Genomic DNA, 22,084 nt, shown 5'->3' with positions numbered 1-22,084 from the left:
TAAGATGAACAAAAAGATTAAACAATGGATTCTGTCAACAGACAATAGCTGGACAGCCTTTATTTTGCGGCTAACATTGGGGCTAGTGCTATTTCCCCATGCAGCCCAAAAATTATTTGGTTGGTTTGACGGCCCCGGATTGCAAGGAGAAATTGCGTACATGACCAGTCATGTCAATCTCCCGATGTTCTTAGCCGTAAGCGCAATTGCAGTTGAGTGTCTGGGAACATTTTTTATCCTATTGGGCTTTTTGACCAGACTCACCAGTATTGCTATTTTTTTCTATTTATTGGTATGATTGTAGTCGATCACGCCGCACATGGTTTTTTTATGAACTGGTTTGGAAAAATGCCGGCTGGTGCTGAGGGTTTTGAATACCATTTGTTGGTCTTGGGGATCTGTCTCGCACTCATCCTACAAGGTGGTGGCAGATATGCGCTGGATAAATTATGGGGTTCAAAGTCCTGAAACAGTCGTGATCAACACTAAATTTGCTTAAATTTGCGTCTTATTTAGGCACCCACAAAAGCGATATTTTTGCAATAAAGCCTGTCGGTGTTTTTAATCAAGAGATATGAATTTAGACGCTATCAGTTCGCTATTGATCGACCATTTCAAAGAGATTGTGCCACTCACTGAAGCGGATATACTGTCCATTCTCCCAAAATTGGAAGTAAAAGTTGTAAAACGGAAAGAGTTTGTTCTTCAGGAGGGGCAGATTTCCAAACATATGCGATTCATTGTAAAAGGAAGTCTATATGCCTATTATATGGAGGAGAATGGCAAAGAACATATTGTGCAACTCGGGATAGAACAGTGGTGGATCAATGATCTATATAGCTACCTGAGTGAATTACCATCTCGCCTATATATCCGTGCAAACGAGGATACCACACTCATACAGATCAGCAAACGCCATCTGGAAATATTGTATAAAGAAGTGCCTGCCCTATCCGAGTTTTGGCGATTGAAAATTCAGCATGCCTATGTAAATTTACAGGAACGTACTTTCGAAAATGTACGCTCTGATGCGTATACCAAATACCGCAAATTTATCTCGGACTATCCTACAATTGAACAACGGTTTCCGCAATATATGATTGCTTCTTATCTTGGGATTACGGTCGAATACCTAAGTTATTTGAGAAAAAACACCTGTCACGTCTTTCTTAAGATTTCTTAATTTTTATCCCCTCCGCCTTGTCTAGTTTTGCTCGTAATTCAAACGAGAGAACATGAAGACAATAGCTATTACACTTGCACTTTCTACCTTGGTTGCTGTGGCCACACATGCTCAGCAACTATCCTACACACCTGAGGTCGTCCTGGGACATCGTTCATTTCTATATGCATCAGGTCAGTTACAAGATCAGTGACAAAATAAAAATCAACAATCTATCGCTTTTTGACACAGAATATACAACCGATAAAGAAAACATCTTTTTATCAGAAATACGGCTTCCTATACGGTTAGTAAACGATTCACATTGAATGCAGCTTTTGGAATGAAAAATCCCGGAGCCTTCTTTAGCGCGTTTGTACAATATCGCGTGAGCAAGCCTACCCAGTCTTTTTCTTACGCTATAGGCACTACCTATCAAAAAGGATTTACGCTCGAACAGTCCTTATCATTTGAGTATACTCCTATTTAACCGCACAGAAACAGGCCTATTTCAGTGTACTTGCTATCGGTAATGTAAATACCAAAATGTACCAGCGTGGACTTCAATTTATACGGCTGGGCTTAAAACAGGACAAGCTTATGTACGGACTGGCATCCAATTTTGACCAATTTAATAACAGTAAAAAACACTGGAAAATATTGGCGCTTTTGTAAAACACAACTTTTAAAATAATATTATAATGAAAAAAATCTTGATTTAGGCATTTTAATCAGTAGAGTAGCTATTGGCGGTCCCATGTTGGTGTACGGGATCAATAAGTTAATCCATGGCATCGGGTTCATTAAGGACATCATCGTCAGCATCGGACTTCCCTCCTTTTTGCCAATGGCGTATTTGTCGGCGAAATCATCGCACCGATTATGATTATCCTTGGTCTACGCATACGTTTGGCGGGTGTAGTATTCGCCATTAACTGTCTTACGGCGATTTGTCTCGCCCAAAGCGGTAATATCTTTAAATTGAATGAATTTGGGGCTGGGCGGTAGAGCTATTGGTTATCTACATGCTGATTGGACTAAGTTTTCTATTTATGGGGGCTGGTAAATATGCCGTTTCGACAAATAATAAATGGGATTAATCGCAGTGCATTAATTCGAAAGCAGAAATGGGCTGTCCAAAAGATTTCGGACAGCCCATTTTCTTTCATTTTATTGTCCCCCTCTCACACACATGCACTACTCAGGGGATGTTTTTACTCTTCGGATTACTTCTTTTCCGTTTATATTCTTATTGTTTGGTTCCTTCGAGAGTCGACACACTCTTTGCTGGAATAGTTAAGCTATATACCCCATTTGCTGTTGGCGCAACCATACCGGCAAGTCCCCAATGCCCTGTACTGGTCGCTGTAGTCTGATAATTGGATAATTGTCCCCTACAAAACCTGACAGATTGATATCCAACGGGACACTACTGCTACCTGTATTTGTCACGACCATCGCAAATTTACCTGTTTGCGGATCTTTATACGCGGATATCAGTAATCCGTTGGCATTTTGTACCGCCACATTGATACGCTTGTAATTAGCTTTAATAAATCTGGAATAATGCCCCATCACGTCATAAGCCTTGGTAAATTCCAACGAACCATCACTTCGTGTACAGATCAAGGCCTCGTTATTTTGGAATGCGAGCATCCCTAGCCAGAAGACATAAAGCGCTGGCATCACAATCTGCCAGCAATTTGTGCATATTAACGGCAAGCTTCAATCCACCTTCAATTCCAGCATCGTAGTTTCCACCATCGTCCGATGCTTCAGTTACCCACATGGGTTTACCGCCAGTGGAAAATGTCCACTTTGATGGGCTTTGGTTGAAACCTCTTTTTCCGCCGATCAACTCTGTAATTTCAACATAACCATGTCCTGCCAGAATATCGACATTACTCCTGTCCATTCCAGATAGGAAGGTATTGGCTGTACCCCAAGCCGCATTTTCAGAAGCGATGATTTTGGTACTTTGCAAACCTTCTTCATTTAAAGCTGGTCTGAGGTTGTTAGTGACAAACTCACCAAGTTTATTCGAAGCCCAATAAGATGCATCCCAATCCGAAAACACATTTTCAGGTTCGTTCGTTGGCGATATGGCATTAATTGTGATCCCTTCATTTTGATAGGCTTTAGCGAAACCAGCCAGATAGCGGGCAAATAGCGTCGATGAGGTATTCAGATTAAGTCCATTAAACCATTTACCACTGATACTATTGGGATTCGTCTTCATATAAAGCGGCGGTGTCCAGGTACTCGCGATAATAACGGGGACCTGAAATCTTTCCTTCGCTTTTTTAGAATCCATAGCTGTCCCAGATGCTCCCGCGCATCTGCCGAGAGTGCCTGATAAGCCGGACTATTCACTGCGACATCGATATCAACCCCTGCAGGCTTAATGGTCACTACCCTATTCTGTTGATTAAAGGGATAGGTATGTAATACCTTGCCGCGCAATATATTCAACTTCAAACCCGAATTACCCCACAGATAGTCCAAAATACTATCTCTCTTCGGAGATTCAAAGAAAGGAACAATACGCCCCCGAAGGCACCAAAACCGTCTATTTTTTTGACGTTCCTGGTTCCATTCCACAACAGCATTTGTCGTTACTGCGGCAGCCTGCGCATTTAACTGATTCAAACGATTCACCGCATCATCTTCATTGTCGATAATACCTGCTTTTGACAACCCGTCAACCATAGGGATGCCATTAATCCAAAACAAGAGATGGATTTAAAAACAAATTGATTTCTGTTCATAAATTTCTATTTATTAATTTGCAATAACAGTTTATCTCTAAATATGACTTGCGGTAAAATTGTTTTGTCAAATTTCAAACAAAGTATTTATTTTTTGAAAAATTAACAATCCTTGCAATCGCTTAACAATAAGCTATTATCATATTAACATTCAATAAAAATGAACGATTTTATACAAGACTTTGAAGTGCTCATAGCTACTTTCCCGACCGAACTATCGGCCATTGATACCATAGCATTTAGTGCAAAGCCAGTTCCAGAAAAATGGAGCAAGAAGGAAATTTTAGGGCACCTGATCGATAGCGCCATGACAAACTACCTCCGGTTTATCAGAGCACAATCTGAAGAAAACCCACAGATCTTTTACACACAGGATGACTTTTGTGAAAATGCAAATTATCAACAGTCAGAAACTAAACAGCTGCTTGATTTATGGTTAGCGCTCAACAAGCAACTTTTATTTCTATTCAAGACTTTGATTACTAAAAGCCTGACAATGCGAAAATGTAATGATCTAACACTTGCCTTTTGATGGAAGATTATGTAGCCCACCTCAATCATCATCGTCAACAGATACTTTCTTAATCATAAAATAGCTGAAAATGTCTAGTCCATAAAATAATCTAATGATATGAACTAGACAAAATACAGTTTACTTTTTACTCCACCAATGGTAATAGTTGTGAAGTCCATCGTATTCAAAACCGCAACGCGGGTATAGCGTATTGCCAATGTCATTTGTTTTTTCTGTTTCGAGCATTAACCCGCAGGCACCGGTTTCAGCACACCATTCTTTGCTCTGATCGATCAGTGCAACTGAAAGTCCCTTACCACGATAATCTTGGTGGACAAACAGATCGCTCAGCAACCATTGCATTTCTAACTTAGTGTAATGAAACAGTTTATACAATTGTACAAACCCCACGGCTTTACCGTCAGCCAGGGCTAGAAAAACAATTGATTCGTCCTTCAGAAATCGCTCTTTTAAAAACGTCTTCCCTTTTTCCAGATCAGATTCCTGACGGTAAAAAAATTCGATAAAGGTTAAACAAATCCGCGGTTTCGTTCAAGTCGTCAAGACTGGCTCTTTTAATTTGATAATTCATTTTAGTAAATATTTTGATTTATACAGGCAAAAATATTCGTAAAAAGAATCCATATTATCATCCAGATTTGAGATGCCGGATAGTCCAGTCATTAAACTTCCTCAAATTGGCCCTTGTATCTGTTTCTATAATCTATGGGTGTCAATCCGGTTATTTTCTTGAATAAGCTGCGGAATGTTTTTAAGTCATTATAACCGATACTATAGGTAACATCAGCTATATTTGCATTCCCCATTTCCAATGCTTTTTTGCGACCTCTATCTTTGTCCGCTGTATATATTCTATCGGATTCAATCGGGTTGCATTCTTAAATCTTCGAATAAAATTTCGTTTGCTCATATTGACATGGTCAGCAATCTGTTCAACCGAAATATCTGCTTTAATTTTCTCTTCGATATAGCTTTGCGCCCGATGGATATCTTGATCATCGTGAAGACGTTGCCCCGAGAAAACTGAAAATATATTCTGTGAGGTACGACCATAATCCAATGCATAGAACTTACTGAGTTCGATGGCGATTTCCTTGCTACAATTTTTTTCTATAAAATAGAGCATTGCATTTAATGCCGAAAAACCACCTCCGCCTGTAATAATTGCTTTGGAATGAGTGACCACATGATCTGGTTTAAACAGGATCTTGGGATATCGCCTTGCCAGATCCGTTATGGCGTCCCAATGCGAAGTTGCTGGCATCCCATCCAACAATCCACTTTCGGCCAAAAATAGGCTCCGGTGCACAGACTGATCACTTCCGCCTTGCGCTCATATTTATCTCTGATCCAACCGATCAGCTCCCAGTTGTCATCTAAAAATGATTCAATCTGCCCAGCGGCTATATTCATGGGGGAATTATAACCACATCCGTTCGGGCAACCTCCGCGAGTATTCTCGTACAATAAAATTGGATCGGGAGAATGGACTGCACCGTTTTTGTACCAACCCCAATTAATTCAATCTCAAATGGTATCGGCATCCCCTTTTTAAAGCAGATTCATTTGCGCTCATGAGTAAAGCGACCGTAGTTGATACGGCCGTAGATAATACATTGTTATAGATAATGACTGATATATGTTTCATCCGTAAATATTTATGTACACCGCTATTTTCTCTCTTAAATGTACACATAATTTTGGCACGAAAACCACCCTCAAATGTCATTTTTACGTGGTAATGGTCGGCCATATCTGCCCTAACTTTACAAAAAAAACAAGATGAAAACAATATTCAATAACTCAGAAAGAGCAGAACTGATTGAAAGGATCGAGCTCCTTACCCCAATAACACAGCGCAATGGGGAAAAATGAATGTGTATCAAATGATCAAACACTGTACAATCTGGAATGATTGGGTGCTAGGTCGGAATAAACATCATTACAAACAAGAATTTCTTGGGAAGATATTTGGGAAAATGGCCCTAAAAGGTATGATAAAAGACGATAAGCCACTGAAAAAAATGTGCCTGCGGGAATTTTCGCTGTTAAGGACAATATGGGGCAGGTTGATGCCGCCCAGAAAAAAAAATTGGATGGAGCAAATTGAATCCTATGGTCACTATTCAAATCCAGATTTCGTCCACGATTTTTTCGGAAAAATGGAAACGGAACAAATTGGCATTTTTGTGTATAAACACATGGATCATCACTTGCGACAATTCGGTGTATGATCGAATATAAAATCTTTTCAGACGAATTGTAAATGTAAGACGTATCGACTGTTGCACACGATTATATTTACGAAATAATCTGTCGTTTTACATTACTACTGATCAATGAATAGGTTGATTACGTGAAGTAAAAATAGATCTTCATTTATAAGGAGCTTATGGTTAATGAGGTGCCGTCTGAAAAGATTTATTATCATCCAAACTGGAAAAGAATCACGATCGCTGTTATTTTAGTTCTCATTGGAACAGGAACATTATGGGTAGACATGGCTCCTTTTTGGGGATCAATACCTTTAAAGTTGATATGTATCCTGATCGGGTTTTGGATGTTAAAGAACAGCAAAAAAGCCGTTCGGGCGAAAACAGATACAAGGGGATTTTATTTCAAAAGAATGCCCGCAAGACATGCGTTCAAAAAAGCCATGGCTGACCTCGATTTATTGGTGTTTGTTCCATTCGTACAAATTGTCAACATCCGGATTACTGCAAGTATCTGGGAAGGGACAAGACTTGAACTAGAAACTACACAGGAAAAGAGATACTCACGATGTTAAACGTGTTGAGTAGAAAAGAGAAACAGCAGATCTATCAAACTATCAAAAGATTTGGTATAGCGAATGTGGTCAAAGCCCAGGAGGAAAAGGGGAAAATTGATTACATTAAAAACCTGCTGTAGATTAGTTCCTTTTAACTGAAGTTGTCCGATAATAGCTGATCTACATCTTCCCTAATTTCTTCGGGCAACATCAGGTAAACCGATGTTTTTAAATTCTTTCTACTGGCCTCTCCTTCTATAAAAATGTTCCTAAATCCTTCATTGAGCCATTTTCCGTCTTCTTCCAAATAAGCTTTATATTTATTGTCCAAAATCTCAATAATGTTTTTGCTCTCTTTCATGTGTTCCGTCATTTATCTTATTGTAAACTGCATCTAAAAATATTCGACAGGGGAACATCAACATTGGTGCCACTCCTGCCCCGAATTTTCAAAAGAGGATTGGAAACAGAAAATTTTAAGATTTCTTAACATCTTCCGCGATTTGCTTTCTTCCATATTATTGTCGATTTTTGTTGTGTACATTTAAGCTATCTGTATAACCAAATGAAAGGATCTTGTTTTTGGTTATTATACAGTTCTTTTATAAATCGTTTGATATGATATTGATTGCAGTACTACTTCCTTGGTTATCCTTCTTTTTAAGAGGCAAAATATTCAGTGGAATTATTTGTTTAATCCTCCAAATTACTATTTTGGGCTGGTTGCCCGCAGCAATATGGGCCGTTGCTTCACGTGTTGATGGCAAAAATCAACAACGCATACGAAGTTTGGAACGTAGTATGCGCCGCTAATTGTCTCGTCTGCTGTACTAAAATCGCCTCAACCCAACGAATAGGACTTGAATAGGAAAATGCTATTCGGCCTCAAGGAATTTTTGAATCTGAAGGACAGTAAAATCAATTAACTCTTTATCTATTTGTCCATTAAAATCTTTCATCATATAATTACCATGATTAGCGGGTAGAACCATGAGCCGTGCATTGGGAATCTGCTGTTGCATTTGTGCCAAATGCTGCCCTTTGACCACGTCCTGATCTCCTCCGATCAGAAATACTGGGCAAGCTAAGTTTTCTAAGGCAGTACCCGGTTCAAAATCCTGAAAATTTATCATGCGCTGGCTATCCTTTTCATACATATTTTTAAACTTTTCAGGATCCGGATTCAATTTCAAAAATTTTCTTTCAAATAAGGCGGCATAACCTCAATCGTAGAAGCTGACATGCTATCAAAAAAGCCATCTAACAAGCCCTCTCTTTTGGTGTTACCCGAAGCAGCAATCAATTTGTTTACCCTATCCGGGAAAAGAGAAGCGAGTTTCAAAATGGTCGTTGCGCCATTACTGAAACCTAAAAATGAGGCTTTATCGATCGCAAGGTAATCCAACACCGCTATAATATCCCTTGCATCCTGTTCAAATGTTTCCGGAACGGCCCTATGCTCCGATCGACCATGATTTTGCATATCCAGCAGAATCAATTGATAGCGATCTTTCAATCGGATCACCGTCTCCTCAAAATCAAAAAAACCTGAGGAGCCACCGCCGTGGATAAGCACTAGTGGCTTTCCGGCCCCATATATTCATAGTATAACTTTATCCCGTTAGCGGCGGCAAAGCCTGAGTGATTATTCAACATGCTCATGATTCAATTTAATTAGTTTCGTCTATTAAAGATCTAGATTTATCTGCTTTCTACAAATTTTTTAAAGTTGATCAGAACAGCGTCGGTGAAATTTTGCTGAAGATCCAGCGGCGTCACCGCGTCTGGTTCAAACGTCTCCCTATAATCGTATTATTATCGATAGCCTGAAATTCAACAATACAGTTTCTTCCGCCACTGGTACTTTCAATATATTCTAATGGGATAATACGATCATATACCCCACGATAATCAAAGCCTTCATGATCAGCCCGTCGTTCCATTCGAAAATTAAATTGCCCACCTTCCCTAAAATCGTTCTCTACTTCTGGACAATGCCAATCATCGAATGGAATATTCCATTGTTTTATGGACGCTGATCGGATCCAGTGTTCCCAGACATCTTCGAGCGGTTTCTCCACCAAAACAACTGAAACAAGGCTTTTTTTCCCTGAGTTTGCGTCTTCCATATGTTATATTTTTAGATTAAATACGATCTGTTTATTCATTTCTACCGCCTATTGAATATATATTTCAAACAACTGCCTTCGGCCGGCATAAAGCGATGGTTGACCCGCAATATTAGCTGCAATACAATATTAATAAACAGCGTATTAAATTAACTTGTCCTATGACAATATTTACGGTTCACTTAATTTTTTTTTTTTAAACAAAGGGATCAATATGACAAGTATGGTATATTTATTGCAGCGCAGAACAAAACATATAAAAAACCGATTAAAATGAAAAAAATAGCATTTTTAGCACTATGTGTTATCCTATTTGCAGGATGTAATAATGCACAGCAACCAAAATCTGCTGAGAAAACAGACAGTCTGGCCAAAGAAGAAACACCATCTATCGGCGGAGATAAGGATGAACATGGATGTCTTGTTGGCGCAGGCCAAACCTGGAGTGAAGTTAAACAGGGATGTATTCAGGTCTTTAATGTAGGAACACGTCTGAATCCTGTTGATGTTAAAGAAGGCGATGCTATCATCAGTGCATTTGTTGTCGCTAATGATGATAAATCTAAAATGGAGTTATTTTTACCAGACGACAATAAAACAACGATTATTTTGGATAAAACTGAAAACAATACATACCAAAAGGATACCTATAAATATGATGCGGATAAATCAGATTTATATGTAAATGGTGCAGTAAAATATAAAGGTGAAGTTAAAAAATAACATCCCTGAAACTTTATAGGACGTATAAGGTAATGCCAATGTTTATCACATTGGCATTTTTTATTGTCTATTTTTATAGAGCCGTTTTTTAATTCAGGTATCAATTCGCTCGCTGCACTCGGCTTATTGGTCATAAAGGTCCCGCAGTCGATTTTCACAGCTAGCTAGCTATTCAATTTCGAAGACTGCCTGTATCTCTACAGATGAATTTACAGGTAAAGATGAAGCTCCAAAAGTCGCCCGGGCGTGTTTCCCTTTTTCGCCAAAGACCGTAACAGCAAGATTGGATGCCACGTTCATCAGGTCGGCATGTTTACTATAATCGTCTTTCGTATTGAAAATTCCGGTTAACTGTACACAACGTTTGACCCGGTTTAGCTCTCCACCCACCGCCTCATTAAGAACAGAAAGTACATTAAGCATTGTTATTTCAGTCGCTTCCTTCACCTCCTGCTCACTTACACCGGCCCCTAATTTTCCGGGTTTAAATATTTTACCATCCTTGAGTGCCACCTGATTGATAAAGACTAAATTTCCGGAACGGACATAAGGTTGATAATTCCCCGCCGGTTGGGGTACTTTTGGAAGTACAATATTGTTTTCCGTAACCGATTATGGATTGCTACCGCATCCGGATGAGCTGGGCTACTTTTTTTATCAAGAGCCTTATTTTCCCTTGTACCCGCTAGCGCTAGGGCAACCTTCGCAAAGTTCATTCCCTGCAACTCGGCCAGATAGCGCTCACTTTTGCTTGGTCTTTCGGTAACTGTCAATGAAGCGAGACTTGTTGTCCCCAAGACTGTATTTCCCTGTGGAATGGATTTATCTATTTTGTCATTCCCCATAATACCGGTAGGAACCAGAATCATCCCATGTACCGCCAGGCTATTCCAGAATGACTGCAATGCCAATTCCTTTCCTGCACCACTCCTGCAGACATAAATACTGTAGCGGGATGCCCTCCAAAGCGTGCTGGGACCATAGCTCTACTGTTTTGGACAGGAACTCGCTCATTGCTGTACTTATATTACCAAAATAAACAGGTGATCCAAATGCAATCCCGTCATAATTAGACAGTTCTTCTACTGTTGCTACAGCAAGACTACTCAGCTTTGGATCAGATGATGGTTTCACCAGTTTAACCACAGCCTGTACCTTACCATTGTGTTCAATACCTTTTGCAACTTCCTTGGCTAATTCATACGTTCCGCCTTTATCGGAATGAATAAGAACCAAGACCTGTGTTTTATGAGCCTGTGCCATGACAACATTGGTCAACACAGCTAACATTACTCCAATAAGGGAGGCATATAATTTTTTCATCTTAAATCACTTGTTAAATCTGACACAAAATTAAAGATGCCTCCTTTATATATTTTGCCAAAAATTACACTCAAAACGACAACTAGAAATAGCGTATAAAGCAATTGGGAGTATATAAATTTTCTATATCTTTAAACTAATATATTTTTTTTTTTAAAATGATCGAAACTAATGCTTGTTTTCAGGTTGCAATAGAGAAAGCTTCTCACTTTAATTATAGCTTCTGTTTCCATAATCTGTCGCTGGTGGAAAAATTAAAATCACCGCGGTTACAAAGGATCTTGAACAGATAAAAATTGAGATTACTTCTGAAATCGGATTGTTCAGCCCCTACACATTTTATATAGACAGGTTTTTGGAAGGAACACCAGTGACAGTGGAAAATTTAGCTTTCGATTACAACATTCCATTTATCCGTAATCTGGTAGAGAAAGATTTGGATACGCTTACCTGTACGATTTATTCTAAAAATGAAATCTTATATCAGCAAAAATTCACCGTAAACGTGTTACCGATGGATTATTTTGGCGGATTAAGTAAGTACCCCGAGTTATTGGCTTCTTACGTTTTGCCCAATCACGATATCATCTATACGATTAAAGCAGAGGCGGTCAAAATTCTTGAGAAAAACAGGTTAACGCCAGCGTTTTTGGGCTATCAATCCGATAGCAAGGATCGTGTCCTGCAGGAAGTAATGGCCCTATATCAGGCTATTCTAAATATCAATATTACATACAGCGCCATGCCTGCAAGTTTTGAAACTGAAGGTCAGCGTATTCGTCTGGTCGATCAGATCTGGGAAACGAAGTTTGGAAACTGTATCGATATCTCGCTACTATTTGCAGCCTGTCTGGAAGCAATCGATCTGAATCCAATTCTTATTGTCACTCGAGGGCATGCATTTATAGGCGTTTGGCTCAACGACCAGCGACTAGAAGCTGTTGTCAATTATGATCAAGCCGCTATTTCAAAACGGATCGCGCATGGAATTGATGATATCGCTTTGATCGAGTCTACACATTTATGCCGAGGAAATGCCTATACCATGCGGGAAGCAATGAACATCGCCGAAACGCAGCTATTACATGCCAACAACTTTATTTTATCCCTTGATATCAAACATGCCCGTTCGCATGGGATCCTTCCCTTACCTTTTACTGGAAAGGACGAGCTGAACAACGTAGCATTAAAGAATACCACTGGATCAACCAAAAACAGGCTATCGATTATTTTAATATCGATGACAACAAACTCGATCTCGTTCTCAGTGAAGTCAAAGATCTAACAAAACAAAAATCTGGGAACGAAAGCTGCTCGATCTTTCACTCAGAAATAACCTATTGAACCTCCGGTTCACTAAAAGTATGTTGCAAATAGTGGATCTGAAAACAGATCTCTTGGAAGATCATCTATCAAACGGAAAATCACTTACTATACATCCCAACAACAGTCAAGAGGTTTTACGTCGTTACAATCTTTATTTAGAACCCTTGCATTCTTCTGAGCCATTATTTAAGCTTGCTGACGATGAATTCAGATATAATCGCCTGCTGACACTTTATCATCAGGATGATCTGGATAATATCTTAACACACCTGTACCGCAATGCGAAATTGGCCGAAGAGGAAAATGGAAAGAGCACCTTGTATCTGGGAGTCGGTTTATTGAAGTGGTTTGAACCCAAAACCAATCAACAGCCTAGACTTGCCCCCATCCTATTGATTCCTGTTGAATTATCACGCAGATCTGTCAACACCAAGTTTACGCTCCGAAGCCGTGAAGAGGAGGCCATGATCAATATTACACTATTGGAGTATCTCAAACAGGAATTTAAGCTTAACCTCAATGCACTGGAAGTGCTACCAATGGATGAATCGGGAGTTGACGTACAAAAAGTATTTGCCATTCTAAGAAAGTCTATTTTAAACCTGGAAGGATGGGATATTCAGGAACAGGTTGTCCTTGGAAACTTCTCTTTTAACAAACTTATTCTATGGCAAGACCTAACCAAATATGCAGAAGAAATTAAAAAAGCACCATTGTAAAGAGCTTGATTGACGGGCGACTTTCGGATCTATTGGATATCACTGGTGATTCGGAAAATCTGGAGCAGCTCCCCTCTTCCTTGTTAACATTACCCATTCCAACAGACAATTCCCAGCTTGAAGCTGTACGTCACTCCAACGCGAATAAGAGCTTTGTATTACATGGCCCTCCCGGTACCGGTAAATCCCAGACCATCACCAATATTATCGCAAATGCACTAGCGAATGATAAAAAGTACTTTTTGTCGCTGCTAAAAGGCTGCTTTGGATGTGGTACATCGCCGTTTGGAAAAAATTGGTTTAGGCTCCTTCTGTTTAGAGTTACATTCAAATAAATCTAAAAATCAGATGTCCTACGGCAATTGGAACAGAGCCTGAAACACCCAAGTATCAAAGCCATATCGATTTTCAGGAAGAAGCACAACGTATTGATCAGCGCAAAGCAGCATTAAGTCAATATGTTGACTCCTTACATCAACCCTTTGCAGTGGGCTGGAGCCTGTATGATTCCGTTTCCTATTTGGACAGTCATCATATCGAAATCAACACGGACTGGTTGCTATCCCTGCAACTGGAACATATTGACAAAAAGACCTGGAATAATTGGCAGGACTGGGCAATCCCCTTCGGAGAGTTAACGCATAAATTACCAGCGATTGACAAGCACCCATTGCACTTGATCCACTTGAAAGATCAGAACTTTGCTCACAAAAATAATATCGAGAAATCTATCGAAGATTATATACAGGCAGACGCTGAGGCAACAAAAGCCCTCTCGGATCTGCAATTGAATCTTACGAAGAATTGGATCGAAAACAAGACCTCGCTATATTCACTTCTCGAAAAGATCAGCCACTTTTCGGCGCATCAGACCATCGTCAATGTCTACTTTGATGTTCGTCAAAAGAATTTACTTGATCATTGGGTTGAACTGCAAAGCCAAAAACAGACATTAGAAAATGTACTTGTTACAGATTTTGGCAACCGAATATTTACGACAGACTGGAATCTGATTGAATCCACCTGGAATCAGTCAAAACATTCCTGGTTTCTGCCCAAATGGTTAAAACAACGTAAAGTAAAAAAATTCTTAAATGGTTTTGCCACAAACAAAATTACTTCCGAACAGCAGGTTGATCAGTTCTTTTATCAGAAAAATTCCTTCGATCTGGTGGCAAAGAATTTAGCGGAACCGCAATTCTATCCGATAAACGAGGCGACGAGTTATTATCTCATAGGCAATACCTATAATTTAGTTACACTGCAACAGCATCAGCAAGAACTGCGGGCATTCAATGAACTAGCGCAACAGCTCAAATTTGAAAACTTTCAATCTTGGTTAAACTATATCCTCACGCATATAGATCTAAAGTTGAGAATACCTACCCTTATTTTAACGCTCCAACATTACGCAGATAAGCATCAGGCCATTTCGGCATTTTTAGTTCATATTCCAGAAGTCGAGATTTTAAACCAAATAAAACAAGATTTAGATCAACTTGAAGACTGGATCCGGTACAATTATTATAAGGATCAGGGCATAAAACTGGGACTATCCTGGTTGATTGATCTACTTGAAGCGAACAAAATCAATAAAGATGCACTGAGCATGGATATGGAAAGTGTATTGCATCTCAATTACTTTGTAAATTCTTTGGATCAGTCCAGCATTTTAAATGGTTTTGATGCAGCTGTATATGAAGCACAGATTTTACAATACAAGACACTTCATCAAGAGTTTACCCGATTGGTACGGGAGCAATTGGTTTTGGAGCTCAGCAACAAAATCCCCAACCTCTCCCAGGAAGCTGTTCATAGTTCGGAAATTGGAATCTTACAACGTGCGATCCGAAATCGAGGACGTGGAGTCAGTATCCGCCGTTTATTTGATCAGATTTCGACGTTACTTCCGCGACTCAAACCCTGCATGCTGATGAGTCCGATTTCGGTTGCCCAATATTTTGATGTAAATACCGATCATTTCGATCTGGTTATTTTCGATGAAGCATCGCAGCTACCGACATCAGAAGCAATCAGCGCCCTCGCCCGGGCTAAACAGGCCATTATTGTGGGGATCCAAAGCAAATGCCACCAACGAGCTTCTTTGCCAGCAACAAAATTGATGAAGATCATCTGGAATTAGAAGACCTGGAAAGCATCCTGGATGATTCCCTCGCCTTGTCCATTCCATCGAAATACTTATTGCGTCATTATCGCAGTAAACATGAAAGTCTTATTTCTTTCAGTAACTCCAATTTTTATGAGAACAAATTGTTGACATTTCCTTCCCATGACGATCAGGACAAGAAAGTAAGTTTTCAATTTATCGATGGTCATTATGACAAGGGGAAAACCCGAACAAACCTAAAAGAAGCTGAGGCAGTGATCCAATATATAAAACAGCATTTGGAACATCGCCCCATCGTTCATTGGGTGTGGTCACTTTTAGTCAAACGCAGCAGAATTTAATTGAAGATTTGTTGCAGTCATTATTCTCAGCGCATCCCGACTTAGAAGAAACGGCACTACAGGGTGATGAGCCTATTTTTATTAAAAATTTAGAAAATGTCCAGGGCGACGAACGTGATTTTATTCTATTTTCCATCGGCTACGGCCCAGACGAAGATGGCAAGGTATCGATGAATTTCGGCCCTTTGAATCGTGATGGCGGCTGGCGCAGACTCAATGTTGCTGTGACCCGGGCCCGATACGAAATGCGTGTTTTCTCTTCGCTAAAGGGAGATCAGATTGATTTAAACCGTACCAGTTCGACTGGTGTGGAGGGACTAAAAGCCTTTTAAACTTCGCTGAAAGAGGCATACTGCAGACAGCTGAAGCTGTAGCCCATGATCAGGAAAAATATACGCTCATCCAATCGATCGCGAAATATTTAGACCAACAGGGTATAAAAGTGAAAACAAATATAGGTACTTCAGGCTATCGCGTTGATATTGGTATTGTAGACCCGATGCATGCTCATCAGTATATTTTGGGGATATTGGTTGATGGGAAAAACTATTTCAATACACAGACAACCAATGACAGGGAACTGCTGATTCCGAATGTGCTGCAATCACTGGGCTGGAATATTTACCGCATCTGGACCTTAGACTGGATAAAAAACAGAGATAAAATACTGAATGCCATTAAAGCGGAAATTCAACGCATCGTAAACGATACAACGGCAAAAGAGCCTATCATCATCGATGCTTCTCAAGCACAATCGAAAACCACCCTTTCAGTGCGATCCGATGACGCCATTGTTTCATCTAAAATGAAACCTTATGTGAGCGCCAAAGTCAATCCAATGACAACAGCAAGTCCAGAATTAATTTATGATGCGGCCTATCGAACGGTATTGAGCGATCAGATCCTGAAGATCATCCGCACGGAATCTCCAATCAGTCAAAACCATCTCTTTCGCAAGGTACTACGTTTATGGAACACCACAAGAGCCACATCAAAACTTGTCCAGTATCTAACTGAACTGACGAGAAAATTGCCCGGAGTAAAGGAGGAGCTTTCCCATCAAATTTTTATTGGGATCACGAACAATCGGCCACAGCGCTGACATACTACCGCGACAATAACCTCGAAAAACGAGCGATCGAAGATATTGCGCCTAAGGAAATAGAGATCGCACTTATCGAGGTCATGGACAACAGTCTCAGTTTATTAAGAGAGGATCTTGTACGCGCCACAGCCAGATCTTTTTCCTTTTCAAAAACCGGTGCTCAAATTGATAACATTATCAATACTTCAATTGATAAACTACTCCAACAGGGCTATTGGAAATCAATAAATGGGAGAATTGTTTTGATATAGATCAGGTTTAATAGCCTGATCTATACATTTGATTGATGTAAGCGGTATAAATTCCGATGGGAATCTTGCCAGTCACCATTCCACGCAGCGATTCGGGGCAGGCTGTCAAAATACTGTCCAATGAGAAAACAAATATATTCTCCACTGCATTTTGGAGTCTCCGCTCCCCTTTTTCGTGCATGTATTCCATCAGGTGCAGTGCTTTACCCAACTCATCCTCGCGTCCTTGCTCGATCATCTTTTGATATACGATGTAAGGATGCGGATTGTTGTGATTGGATTGCCAGCATTTTCTGGCTGCGACATTTCTGCTTGCGCCAATGGTATCACCGAAACAATGATTTCCTGAGCTTGCTTTATATTCATCATATATTCACTTTAAGCGGTTTAAACATTCTTGTTATAAAATAGCTTTTTATAAATCCGATATTAAATAACACCGGCTGTCATCCGAACTTTGGCCCGCAATCGATTTTGGCTTACAATCTGTTATACAAGCCCGCCGTATGATTACATTAGTTATTTTCATAGGGATAGTATTCGCCAGCTTTGTTTTTCTCTAGTCATTCCTACCTTCTGGAAGAATAAGCTGTTGTATCGAAAGGGGCAAACGGGCCTCGAGGTGACTCCATTCAATCCTGTTACATGCTTTTTAAATCTGGAGAAGGTCTTTGGGAGTAATCCGTTTATTACAATCTGGAGTTCTAAAGTTCCACGCTCAAGTACATAAGCCACGACCTGCATGACCCATTCAAAACGGCGCCAATCTTTGGCATAAATGACATCCTCAGCAAACTGAGATATGACATTGACAATATTTTTGTAGTCCTTTTTAAGTTCGGTTTTCCTGAGTCTAAGATTCAGCTCCGGGATTACAGCGGCAACAAAATCCACCGTCTGTCCTTCATCCATTTTTTTCTTGCTTCCATTGCATTGTTTTTATGAATACCTATTATTCATTGTTACTGGCATAAGCCAAACAACATTCCACAACAAAAAAACAAGAAATAACAAACTGAAATACAGCTCTATAAATTTATTTTACAAAGTTTTTAATAAGAAAAATGATATCAAAATGAAAAGGTTATTCTCAAATTGGGATAAATCGATCTCCATTACATTGTCCAAAGACTCCATTTCGATTTTATTGCGGCTGGGTTTATTTGCGCTATTTTCTTATAAAATTTAACAAAATCTTTATTCCATAGGGTATAGTTGTGTGTAAACTTAAATACTATTTTTTGATTGTCAGCCCCATTGATAATGACCTGCCAGACCCTATGATTTGTGATTGTTATTGAAGTCTTGCTCAGCTCGATGATATCCGTTAGCGGGAAAACTACCTTTCTCTGCTGTTTATTATCAATAGCATAAAAGTTTATATCATCAAAGTAGAAATCTTCATCACTAACAAGATTATCTTCCAAGCCAAACAGGAAAGGACGGGATGAAATCTTTCTGATCTTTTCTCCTACCAAATCAGCTGAAGCTTCATAACTGATCTGATTATTTTTAGGTTTAAATCCAGCAGTATACTGCCTGAAAATTAGGCTAAATAGTACAATGAATAGCGCAAAGCCTATTAAAAATATAAGGTATAAATACATTCTTCTCTTTATTAAATGAAACTTGTCTTTCACTCCAGACATCAAAAAAACCGTCTAAATATGCAATGCAGTAATTAATTAGCCGCACAAAATTATCAAATTTAATCCAATATGCAGATTTTTATGAACGACAGCGAAATAAGATGGGCCGAAGGTTTTATTTTACTGCTGAATTAACTATTTTAGGTACAGTAAAATCAAGATCGATGGATTATTTAAATAAGATAAGGAAGTTATTTGCTTTAGAACAGGATGGTATTGACGGATATAGCGAACTAGAGATCCAGAAACTTGAAGAAAAAATAAATATCGTTTTTCCTAAAACTTTACGGACATATTATCAGACTTTGGGTGCAAATAATAACATCAATTATTGCTATAATCGATTACTTAGCCCCGAAGATGATGTAGCGCTATTGGATGGTTATCTACCCATCTATGAAGAGAATCAGGCTGTAGTCACCTGGGAATCAAAACGACAGATCTATCTTTGGATAATCCGCCGGTGTATGCAAATTACGATACCACATACGATTCAGACTGGGAGCTAGAAAAACACATGTTTCAGACTTTTTGTTGATGATGGCAATCTATAATGGCACTTTTGGGGTTTACGGTATTATGCCAATTGTCTTCACACGATTCCCTCCACTATGGTGGCTGCAGTGGAAAGCAATTGGGAATTAATTCCGGAATTGAGTGTTGATAACCAAAAATATTTACCCGAGATTATACGGATGTTATTAGCCTTTCTTTTGATGGCAACGGCGTATGTCAAGGGGCATTTGTCGGAACAATGGATCCGCAACTCTTTGACAATATACTCGAGGTACTTGATGTTGATTGGTCTTACATTTCATTTGAAGATGAAGACGAAGACGAAGATTAAGGCAGCTGTGTATAAATTTTCAGCGGAGAAATCCGGCTATTTAAATGAAAATCATTGTTAAAAAGTATGACTATAGAAGAAAAGAATGCCATAAAAGAGGCGAATATCAAACAAATTGAGGCCAAAAATTACCGCTTTACAGCTTGGTTACCAGTTTTAGAGGATCCGAATACCAGAAGCATTGATGCAGTAAGAGGGAGAATGTCTGTCATGAATGCGCTGATCAATATATCCTTTGAAGCTCCGGTGGAAATTATCAGGAACTGGATCGACCATCATGGCCTGACCAAACGTTTATCGAAATGGGAACAGGAAATTCTACAAAAAAATAACGATGCACTTTCAGACCGTGAACTTAATTCATTAAGATGGTACCTTGAGGGTCTCTGGGCATTGATGTGGGTAACTGAATTAGTCGATAATCTGGATGAAACTGCATGGTGTGGCGACCATATGGCCTCCTTGTTGCCAAACCTCGAACGCAATGAAAATAATGAAAAAATTGATCGTCTGTCGTCGTTAAAAAGCGGAAATGAAATTTACGCCATGCTTGATTTTTATTATCGTTTACATTGGTACTGTGTCGATGAGAGGCTAAAGGGAAAACAAGCATTGATCAATGAAGGACTTGTCTATGAGCGCCGAAAAGCATTGGAATGGCTTATCAACAAAGATTCAGATTGGGATGATATCGAGATGGGAACATAAAAATCACTCAATGCTTGTCATTGAGTGATTGATAAGCGGCATAGTATGCCGCTATTTTTATAATAAACAACAGTATGATACGTATTTCCGTTTCTTGCGATAAAAGACTAACTTCCAAAACTGATATCATACAAGGGTGTATCGCCGGAGTGATTCTCGACACGATCAAGCCCCTCAAAGAATATGTGATCCCCCAATTCCTTGCCTATCAATTGTTTCTCCATTTGATACAATAGGTCCAGTGCGGTAAAATTCTTCCCATTGGAAGCTTGGATTCGGGCGCATATTTCTACTTGAAAATATCCATCATCTCCATTATCCTCATCAAAAGCCTCTTCTTCATCATCCATTAGTACCTCATTGGGATTCAAATCTTCCATTCCCTTGATCCAACACATATAACAAAGCTCTATTTCGGGCGCATCGACCACAATTTCATTGGCATCCCATTTCGCCCGATCGCCTAAAATATCACGCTGATACTCCGCAACATCGGCATCAAACTCCTGGGAGCTATGATACGACTTGGCCTGAAATGTCCAGGCAATAGCTGACAGCACACGGTCTTGGACTGGTTGGGTATTCCAATCAATATTATTCCAAGGACTGCCTATCTTTTCCTTAAATAGCCAACATATCTTTTTAAATAAGATTTCCCGATTTTATTGTTTAGCCCAACATGATGTTCTCCTCCAAAAATTTTTCGGAGAAAGTATGCCAATCTTTAAAGTGCAATCTTGCGTAGGAAGAAAGCTTTTTCAAAATGTCCAAAGCGGCTGATTTTGGCAGATACCCTACATCAGCTGCGGCGGTCGTGATATGACTACTGACAGTAATGGCAAGCGCATCCACACCGGATTTGCTGATATCCCAGCTTCCACTGTCGATCTGATCTTCCCGACCTTCCAGAGCGGTTCCCCTGTCCTAATTCCGAGCAAGTTAAAATATGCTGCTAATATTTGCAGGCAGCTTTCCGTATCTGCAATAGCGAAGTCTCTTTTCAATAGTTTCACCAGTTCATCGCGGTACTCCGCTTGTTTGGGATAAGTCCCGAACTGATATAGATGAACCGGATAAGTTCCATCATCACCAGCACTGCCGAATACGGTAAACCAATCGCCAAAGACGATAACGCGGAATGCCGCGCCCAACGCTGTACCGAATTGCTCTTCATAAGGAATATTGTTCAGCGTATCCTTACTGTTAATTTGCTGTTCTTTTGCTTTATCCAATTCCGCTTCCTCTGCGAGTTCCTCTTTCGCTTCCCTTACGCCCTCCTTTGCTGCACTCAATAATTCTTTGAAAAATTTAAACATAATTTTAAAATATTATTTTTAGCTAATGATTCTTATTTACATTTTATCGCAACCACAAAAAGGCTTCATGCAGTGAGTTTAACGACTCATGACCACCTTTATGGACTTGAGATTTCAATTTACTGCTGTAAATCTGAAAATAAATATTTACTTTTTATTCAGAAATCCATATTAGTCTGGAGCCCGACCATATTTGTGGCCGAAGACTCCATATTTGAAGGAAGATAACAGGAGTAATTTTCATCATTACGAGCGCTCCATTCATTAAAGCAACATCAGACATG

42 protein-coding genes are annotated in these 22,084 nt (G+C 39.5%); 21 read left to right on the top strand and 21 right to left on the bottom strand.

Features of this window, described 5'->3' with window-relative positions:
* Positions 1-4 precede the first annotated feature (4 nt).
* From KUH03_RS36980 to KUH03_RS49755, 6 genes are all read left to right on the top strand, one after another.
* Positions 5-298, top strand: a complete 294-nt coding sequence (locus KUH03_RS36980; RefSeq protein ID WP_257089636.1) for a DoxX family protein — start codon at positions 5-7, stop codon at positions 296-298.
* Positions 295-468 carry a hypothetical protein gene (locus KUH03_RS36975; RefSeq protein ID WP_257089634.1) on the top strand — a complete coding sequence of 58 codons (174 nt, stop codon included), beginning with the start codon at positions 295-297 and terminating at the stop codon, positions 466-468. The genes KUH03_RS36980 and KUH03_RS36975 overlap by 4 nt, the downstream gene beginning before the upstream one ends.
* Before the next feature lie 106 nt (positions 469-574).
* Positions 575-1,183, top strand: a complete 609-nt coding sequence (locus KUH03_RS36970; protein ID WP_257089631.1) for a Crp/Fnr family transcriptional regulator — start codon at positions 575-577, stop codon at positions 1,181-1,183.
* Positions 1,184-1,235: 52 nt separating this feature from the next.
* Positions 1,236-1,376 (top strand): hypothetical protein, encoded by a 141-nt coding sequence (locus KUH03_RS36965; RefSeq protein WP_257089629.1) that lies wholly within the window; start codon positions 1,236-1,238, stop codon positions 1,374-1,376.
* A gap of 111 nt (positions 1,377-1,487) precedes the next feature.
* Positions 1,488-1,652, top strand: coding sequence for a hypothetical protein (locus KUH03_RS36960; RefSeq protein WP_257089627.1), 165 nt, complete (start codon positions 1,488-1,490; stop codon positions 1,650-1,652).
* 392 nt (positions 1,653-2,044) lie between these two features.
* Positions 2,045-2,170: a hypothetical protein gene (locus tag KUH03_RS49755; protein ID WP_373564554.1), complete on the top strand. Its 126-nt coding sequence runs from the start codon at positions 2,045-2,047 to the stop codon at positions 2,168-2,170.
* A 288-nt stretch (positions 2,171-2,458) separates the two neighbouring features.
* Here KUH03_RS49755 and KUH03_RS36955 read toward each other — a convergent pair whose 3' ends face one another.
* From KUH03_RS36955 to KUH03_RS36945, 3 genes are read right to left on the bottom strand one after another with little or no spacing between them, the layout of a single operon-like run.
* Positions 2,459-2,791 (bottom strand): glycoside hydrolase family 30 beta sandwich domain-containing protein, encoded by a 333-nt coding sequence (locus KUH03_RS36955; RefSeq protein ID WP_257089625.1) that lies wholly within the window; start codon positions 2,789-2,791, stop codon positions 2,459-2,461.
* A gap of 7 nt (positions 2,792-2,798) precedes the next feature.
* Positions 2,799-3,476 carry a glycoside hydrolase gene (locus KUH03_RS36950; protein WP_257089623.1) on the bottom strand — a complete coding sequence of 226 codons (678 nt, stop codon included), beginning with the start codon at positions 3,474-3,476 and terminating at the stop codon, positions 2,799-2,801.
* Positions 3,398-3,871: a hypothetical protein gene (locus tag KUH03_RS36945; RefSeq protein WP_257089621.1), complete on the bottom strand. Its 474-nt coding sequence runs from the start codon at positions 3,869-3,871 to the stop codon at positions 3,398-3,400. The genes KUH03_RS36950 and KUH03_RS36945 overlap by 79 nt, the downstream gene beginning before the upstream one ends.
* A 219-nt stretch (positions 3,872-4,090) precedes the next feature.
* Here KUH03_RS36945 and KUH03_RS36940 point away from each other — a divergent pair, with 219 nt between their 5' ends.
* Positions 4,091-4,462: a hypothetical protein gene (locus tag KUH03_RS36940; RefSeq protein WP_257089619.1), complete on the top strand. Its 372-nt coding sequence runs from the start codon at positions 4,091-4,093 to the stop codon at positions 4,460-4,462.
* Positions 4,463-4,582: 120 nt separating this feature from the next.
* On the opposite strand, the gene KUH03_RS36935 is transcribed toward KUH03_RS36940, so the two are convergent.
* The 4 genes from KUH03_RS36935 to KUH03_RS36920 form a co-directional block, all read right to left on the bottom strand.
* Entirely contained in the window at positions 4,583-4,888 is a 306-nt protein-coding gene (locus KUH03_RS36935) for a GNAT family N-acetyltransferase (protein WP_257097699.1), read from the bottom strand.
* Positions 4,889-5,127: 239 nt separating this feature from the next.
* Positions 5,128-5,271, bottom strand: a complete 144-nt coding sequence (locus tag KUH03_RS36930; protein WP_257089617.1) for a helix-turn-helix domain-containing protein — start codon at positions 5,269-5,271, stop codon at positions 5,128-5,130.
* Positions 5,253-5,729: an AraC family transcriptional regulator gene (locus KUH03_RS36925; protein ID WP_257097698.1), complete on the bottom strand. Its 477-nt coding sequence runs from the start codon at positions 5,727-5,729 to the stop codon at positions 5,253-5,255. The genes KUH03_RS36930 and KUH03_RS36925 overlap by 19 nt, the downstream gene beginning before the upstream one ends.
* Complete coding sequence (locus KUH03_RS36920; protein WP_257089615.1) at positions 5,699-5,878, bottom strand: hypothetical protein; 180 nt, start codon at positions 5,876-5,878, stop codon at positions 5,699-5,701. The genes KUH03_RS36925 and KUH03_RS36920 overlap by 31 nt, the downstream gene beginning before the upstream one ends.
* A gap of 458 nt (positions 5,879-6,336) precedes the next feature.
* On the opposite strand from KUH03_RS36920, the gene KUH03_RS36915 reads away from it, so the two are divergent.
* The 3 genes from KUH03_RS36915 (at position 6,337) to KUH03_RS36905 (ending at position 7,375) form a co-directional block, all read left to right on the top strand.
* Positions 6,337-6,699 carry a hypothetical protein gene (locus KUH03_RS36915; RefSeq protein WP_257089613.1) on the top strand — a complete coding sequence of 121 codons (363 nt, stop codon included), beginning with the start codon at positions 6,337-6,339 and terminating at the stop codon, positions 6,697-6,699.
* A gap of 158 nt (positions 6,700-6,857) precedes the next feature.
* The gene (locus tag KUH03_RS36910; protein ID WP_257089611.1) at positions 6,858-7,253 is read left to right on the top strand and encodes a hypothetical protein; all 396 of its coding nucleotides are present in this window, start codon (positions 6,858-6,860) and stop codon (positions 7,251-7,253) included.
* Complete coding sequence (locus KUH03_RS36905; RefSeq protein ID WP_257089609.1) at positions 7,247-7,375, top strand: hypothetical protein; 129 nt, start codon at positions 7,247-7,249, stop codon at positions 7,373-7,375. The genes KUH03_RS36910 and KUH03_RS36905 overlap by 7 nt, the downstream gene beginning before the upstream one ends.
* Positions 7,376-7,386: 11 nt before the next feature.
* Here KUH03_RS36905 and KUH03_RS36900 read toward each other — a convergent pair whose 3' ends face one another.
* Positions 7,387-7,596: a hypothetical protein gene (locus KUH03_RS36900; RefSeq protein ID WP_120258220.1), complete on the bottom strand. Its 210-nt coding sequence runs from the start codon at positions 7,594-7,596 to the stop codon at positions 7,387-7,389.
* A gap of 257 nt (positions 7,597-7,853) precedes the next feature.
* Here KUH03_RS36900 and KUH03_RS36895 point away from each other — a divergent pair, with 257 nt between their 5' ends.
* A complete protein-coding gene (locus KUH03_RS36895) occupies positions 7,854-8,048 on the top strand; it encodes a YqaE/Pmp3 family membrane protein (protein ID WP_120258221.1) in 195 nt (64 codons plus the stop codon).
* 62 nt (positions 8,049-8,110) lie between these two features.
* Here the strand turns inward: KUH03_RS36895 and KUH03_RS36890 are convergent, their stop codons facing one another.
* From KUH03_RS36890 to KUH03_RS36880, 3 genes are all read right to left on the bottom strand, one after another.
* Positions 8,111-8,428: an alpha/beta fold hydrolase gene (locus KUH03_RS36890; protein ID WP_257089606.1), complete on the bottom strand. Its 318-nt coding sequence runs from the start codon at positions 8,426-8,428 to the stop codon at positions 8,111-8,113.
* The gene (locus tag KUH03_RS36885) at positions 8,425-8,811 is read right to left on the bottom strand and encodes an alpha/beta fold hydrolase (protein ID WP_257089604.1); all 387 of its coding nucleotides are present in this window, start codon (positions 8,809-8,811) and stop codon (positions 8,425-8,427) included. The genes KUH03_RS36890 and KUH03_RS36885 overlap by 4 nt, the downstream gene beginning before the upstream one ends.
* Positions 8,812-9,010: 199 nt before the next feature.
* Positions 9,011-9,364, bottom strand: coding sequence for an SRPBCC domain-containing protein (locus KUH03_RS36880; RefSeq protein ID WP_257089602.1), 354 nt, complete (start codon positions 9,362-9,364; stop codon positions 9,011-9,013).
* 273 nt (positions 9,365-9,637) lie between these two features.
* Between KUH03_RS36880 and KUH03_RS36875 the strand changes: the two genes are divergently transcribed.
* A complete protein-coding gene (locus tag KUH03_RS36875) occupies positions 9,638-10,087 on the top strand; it encodes a hypothetical protein (RefSeq protein WP_147420346.1) in 450 nt (149 codons plus the stop codon).
* 168 nt (positions 10,088-10,255) lie between these two features.
* Here the strand turns inward: KUH03_RS36875 and KUH03_RS36870 are convergent, their stop codons facing one another.
* The 3 genes from KUH03_RS36870 to KUH03_RS36860 are packed head-to-tail and all read right to left on the bottom strand — an operon-like array spanning position 10,256 to position 11,410.
* The gene (locus KUH03_RS36870) at positions 10,256-10,681 is read right to left on the bottom strand and encodes a RidA family protein (protein WP_257097696.1); all 426 of its coding nucleotides are present in this window, start codon (positions 10,679-10,681) and stop codon (positions 10,256-10,258) included.
* On the bottom strand, positions 10,615-10,998 hold the full coding sequence (locus KUH03_RS36865) for a hypothetical protein (RefSeq protein ID WP_257089600.1): 384 nt from the start codon (positions 10,996-10,998) through the stop codon (positions 10,615-10,617). The genes KUH03_RS36870 and KUH03_RS36865 overlap by 67 nt, the downstream gene beginning before the upstream one ends.
* Positions 10,973-11,410, bottom strand: a complete 438-nt coding sequence (locus KUH03_RS36860; protein WP_257089598.1) for an NAD(P)H-dependent oxidoreductase — start codon at positions 11,408-11,410, stop codon at positions 10,973-10,975. The genes KUH03_RS36865 and KUH03_RS36860 overlap by 26 nt, the downstream gene beginning before the upstream one ends.
* Positions 11,411-11,786: 376 nt before the next feature.
* On the opposite strand from KUH03_RS36860, the gene KUH03_RS36855 reads away from it, so the two are divergent.
* The 7 genes from KUH03_RS36855 (at position 11,787) to KUH03_RS36825 (ending at position 17,026) form a co-directional block, all read left to right on the top strand.
* Complete coding sequence (locus KUH03_RS36855) at positions 11,787-12,695, top strand: transglutaminase-like domain-containing protein (protein WP_257089596.1); 909 nt, start codon at positions 11,787-11,789, stop codon at positions 12,693-12,695.
* A gap of 10 nt (positions 12,696-12,705) precedes the next feature.
* Positions 12,706-13,455 (top strand): DUF4011 domain-containing protein, encoded by a 750-nt coding sequence (locus tag KUH03_RS36850; protein ID WP_306429868.1) that lies wholly within the window; start codon positions 12,706-12,708, stop codon positions 13,453-13,455.
* Between the two features lie 5 nt (positions 13,456-13,460).
* Positions 13,461-13,790 carry an AAA domain-containing protein gene (locus KUH03_RS36845; RefSeq protein ID WP_257089594.1) on the top strand — a complete coding sequence of 110 codons (330 nt, stop codon included), beginning with the start codon at positions 13,461-13,463 and terminating at the stop codon, positions 13,788-13,790.
* A gap of 152 nt (positions 13,791-13,942) precedes the next feature.
* Complete coding sequence (locus tag KUH03_RS36840; protein ID WP_257089593.1) at positions 13,943-15,598, top strand: hypothetical protein; 1,656 nt, start codon at positions 13,943-13,945, stop codon at positions 15,596-15,598.
* Complete coding sequence (locus KUH03_RS36835; RefSeq protein WP_257089591.1) at positions 15,541-15,924, top strand: hypothetical protein; 384 nt, start codon at positions 15,541-15,543, stop codon at positions 15,922-15,924. Before KUH03_RS36840 ends, KUH03_RS36835 begins: the two co-directional genes overlap by 58 nt.
* An 8-nt stretch (positions 15,925-15,932) precedes the next feature.
* Entirely contained in the window at positions 15,933-16,256 is a 324-nt protein-coding gene (locus tag KUH03_RS36830) for an AAA domain-containing protein (protein ID WP_257089589.1), read from the top strand.
* A 17-nt stretch (positions 16,257-16,273) separates the two neighbouring features.
* Complete coding sequence (locus tag KUH03_RS36825; RefSeq protein WP_306429867.1) at positions 16,274-17,026, top strand: DUF3320 domain-containing protein; 753 nt, start codon at positions 16,274-16,276, stop codon at positions 17,024-17,026.
* Positions 17,027-17,287: 261 nt separating this feature from the next.
* On the opposite strand, the gene KUH03_RS36820 is transcribed toward KUH03_RS36825, so the two are convergent.
* The 4 genes from KUH03_RS36820 to KUH03_RS36805 form a co-directional block, all read right to left on the bottom strand.
* The gene (locus tag KUH03_RS36820) at positions 17,288-17,518 is read right to left on the bottom strand and encodes a hypothetical protein (protein ID WP_257089587.1); all 231 of its coding nucleotides are present in this window, start codon (positions 17,516-17,518) and stop codon (positions 17,288-17,290) included.
* The gene (locus tag KUH03_RS36815) at positions 17,515-17,649 is read right to left on the bottom strand and encodes a hypothetical protein (RefSeq protein WP_257089585.1); all 135 of its coding nucleotides are present in this window, start codon (positions 17,647-17,649) and stop codon (positions 17,515-17,517) included. The genes KUH03_RS36820 and KUH03_RS36815 overlap by 4 nt, the downstream gene beginning before the upstream one ends.
* A gap of 156 nt (positions 17,650-17,805) precedes the next feature.
* Entirely contained in the window at positions 17,806-18,192 is a 387-nt protein-coding gene (locus tag KUH03_RS36810) for a hypothetical protein (RefSeq protein ID WP_257089583.1), read from the bottom strand.
* Between the two features lie 203 nt (positions 18,193-18,395).
* Positions 18,396-18,887 carry a hypothetical protein gene (locus KUH03_RS36805; protein ID WP_257089581.1) on the bottom strand — a complete coding sequence of 164 codons (492 nt, stop codon included), beginning with the start codon at positions 18,885-18,887 and terminating at the stop codon, positions 18,396-18,398.
* Between the two features lie 206 nt (positions 18,888-19,093).
* Between KUH03_RS36805 and KUH03_RS36800 the strand changes: the two genes are divergently transcribed.
* Both KUH03_RS36800 and KUH03_RS36795 read left to right on the top strand, forming a co-directional pair.
* A complete protein-coding gene (locus KUH03_RS36800; protein ID WP_257089579.1) occupies positions 19,094-19,438 on the top strand; it encodes an SMI1/KNR4 family protein in 345 nt (114 codons plus the stop codon).
* A gap of 404 nt (positions 19,439-19,842) precedes the next feature.
* Positions 19,843-20,484: a DUF4272 domain-containing protein gene (locus KUH03_RS36795; RefSeq protein WP_257089577.1), complete on the top strand. Its 642-nt coding sequence runs from the start codon at positions 19,843-19,845 to the stop codon at positions 20,482-20,484.
* A gap of 107 nt (positions 20,485-20,591) precedes the next feature.
* Here the strand turns inward: KUH03_RS36795 and KUH03_RS36790 are convergent, their stop codons facing one another.
* From KUH03_RS36790 to KUH03_RS36785, 3 genes are all read right to left on the bottom strand, one after another.
* Positions 20,592-21,044, bottom strand: a complete 453-nt coding sequence (locus KUH03_RS36790; RefSeq protein ID WP_257089575.1) for a hypothetical protein — start codon at positions 21,042-21,044, stop codon at positions 20,592-20,594.
* Between the two features lie 109 nt (positions 21,045-21,153).
* Positions 21,154-21,336, bottom strand: coding sequence for a hypothetical protein (locus tag KUH03_RS49750; protein ID WP_373564553.1), 183 nt, complete (start codon positions 21,334-21,336; stop codon positions 21,154-21,156).
* Positions 21,279-21,800, bottom strand: a complete 522-nt coding sequence (locus KUH03_RS36785) for a hypothetical protein (protein WP_257089573.1) — start codon at positions 21,798-21,800, stop codon at positions 21,279-21,281. Before KUH03_RS36785 ends, KUH03_RS49750 begins: the two co-directional genes overlap by 58 nt.
* Positions 21,801-22,084 lie beyond the last annotated feature (284 nt).

The organism is Sphingobacterium sp. E70 (genome assembly GCF_019285695.1).
In the GTDB taxonomy this organism is placed as follows: Bacteria; Bacteroidota; Bacteroidia; order Sphingobacteriales; family Sphingobacteriaceae; genus Sphingobacterium; species Sphingobacterium detergens.
This window is presented reverse-complemented; position numbering and strand designations above follow the sequence as displayed.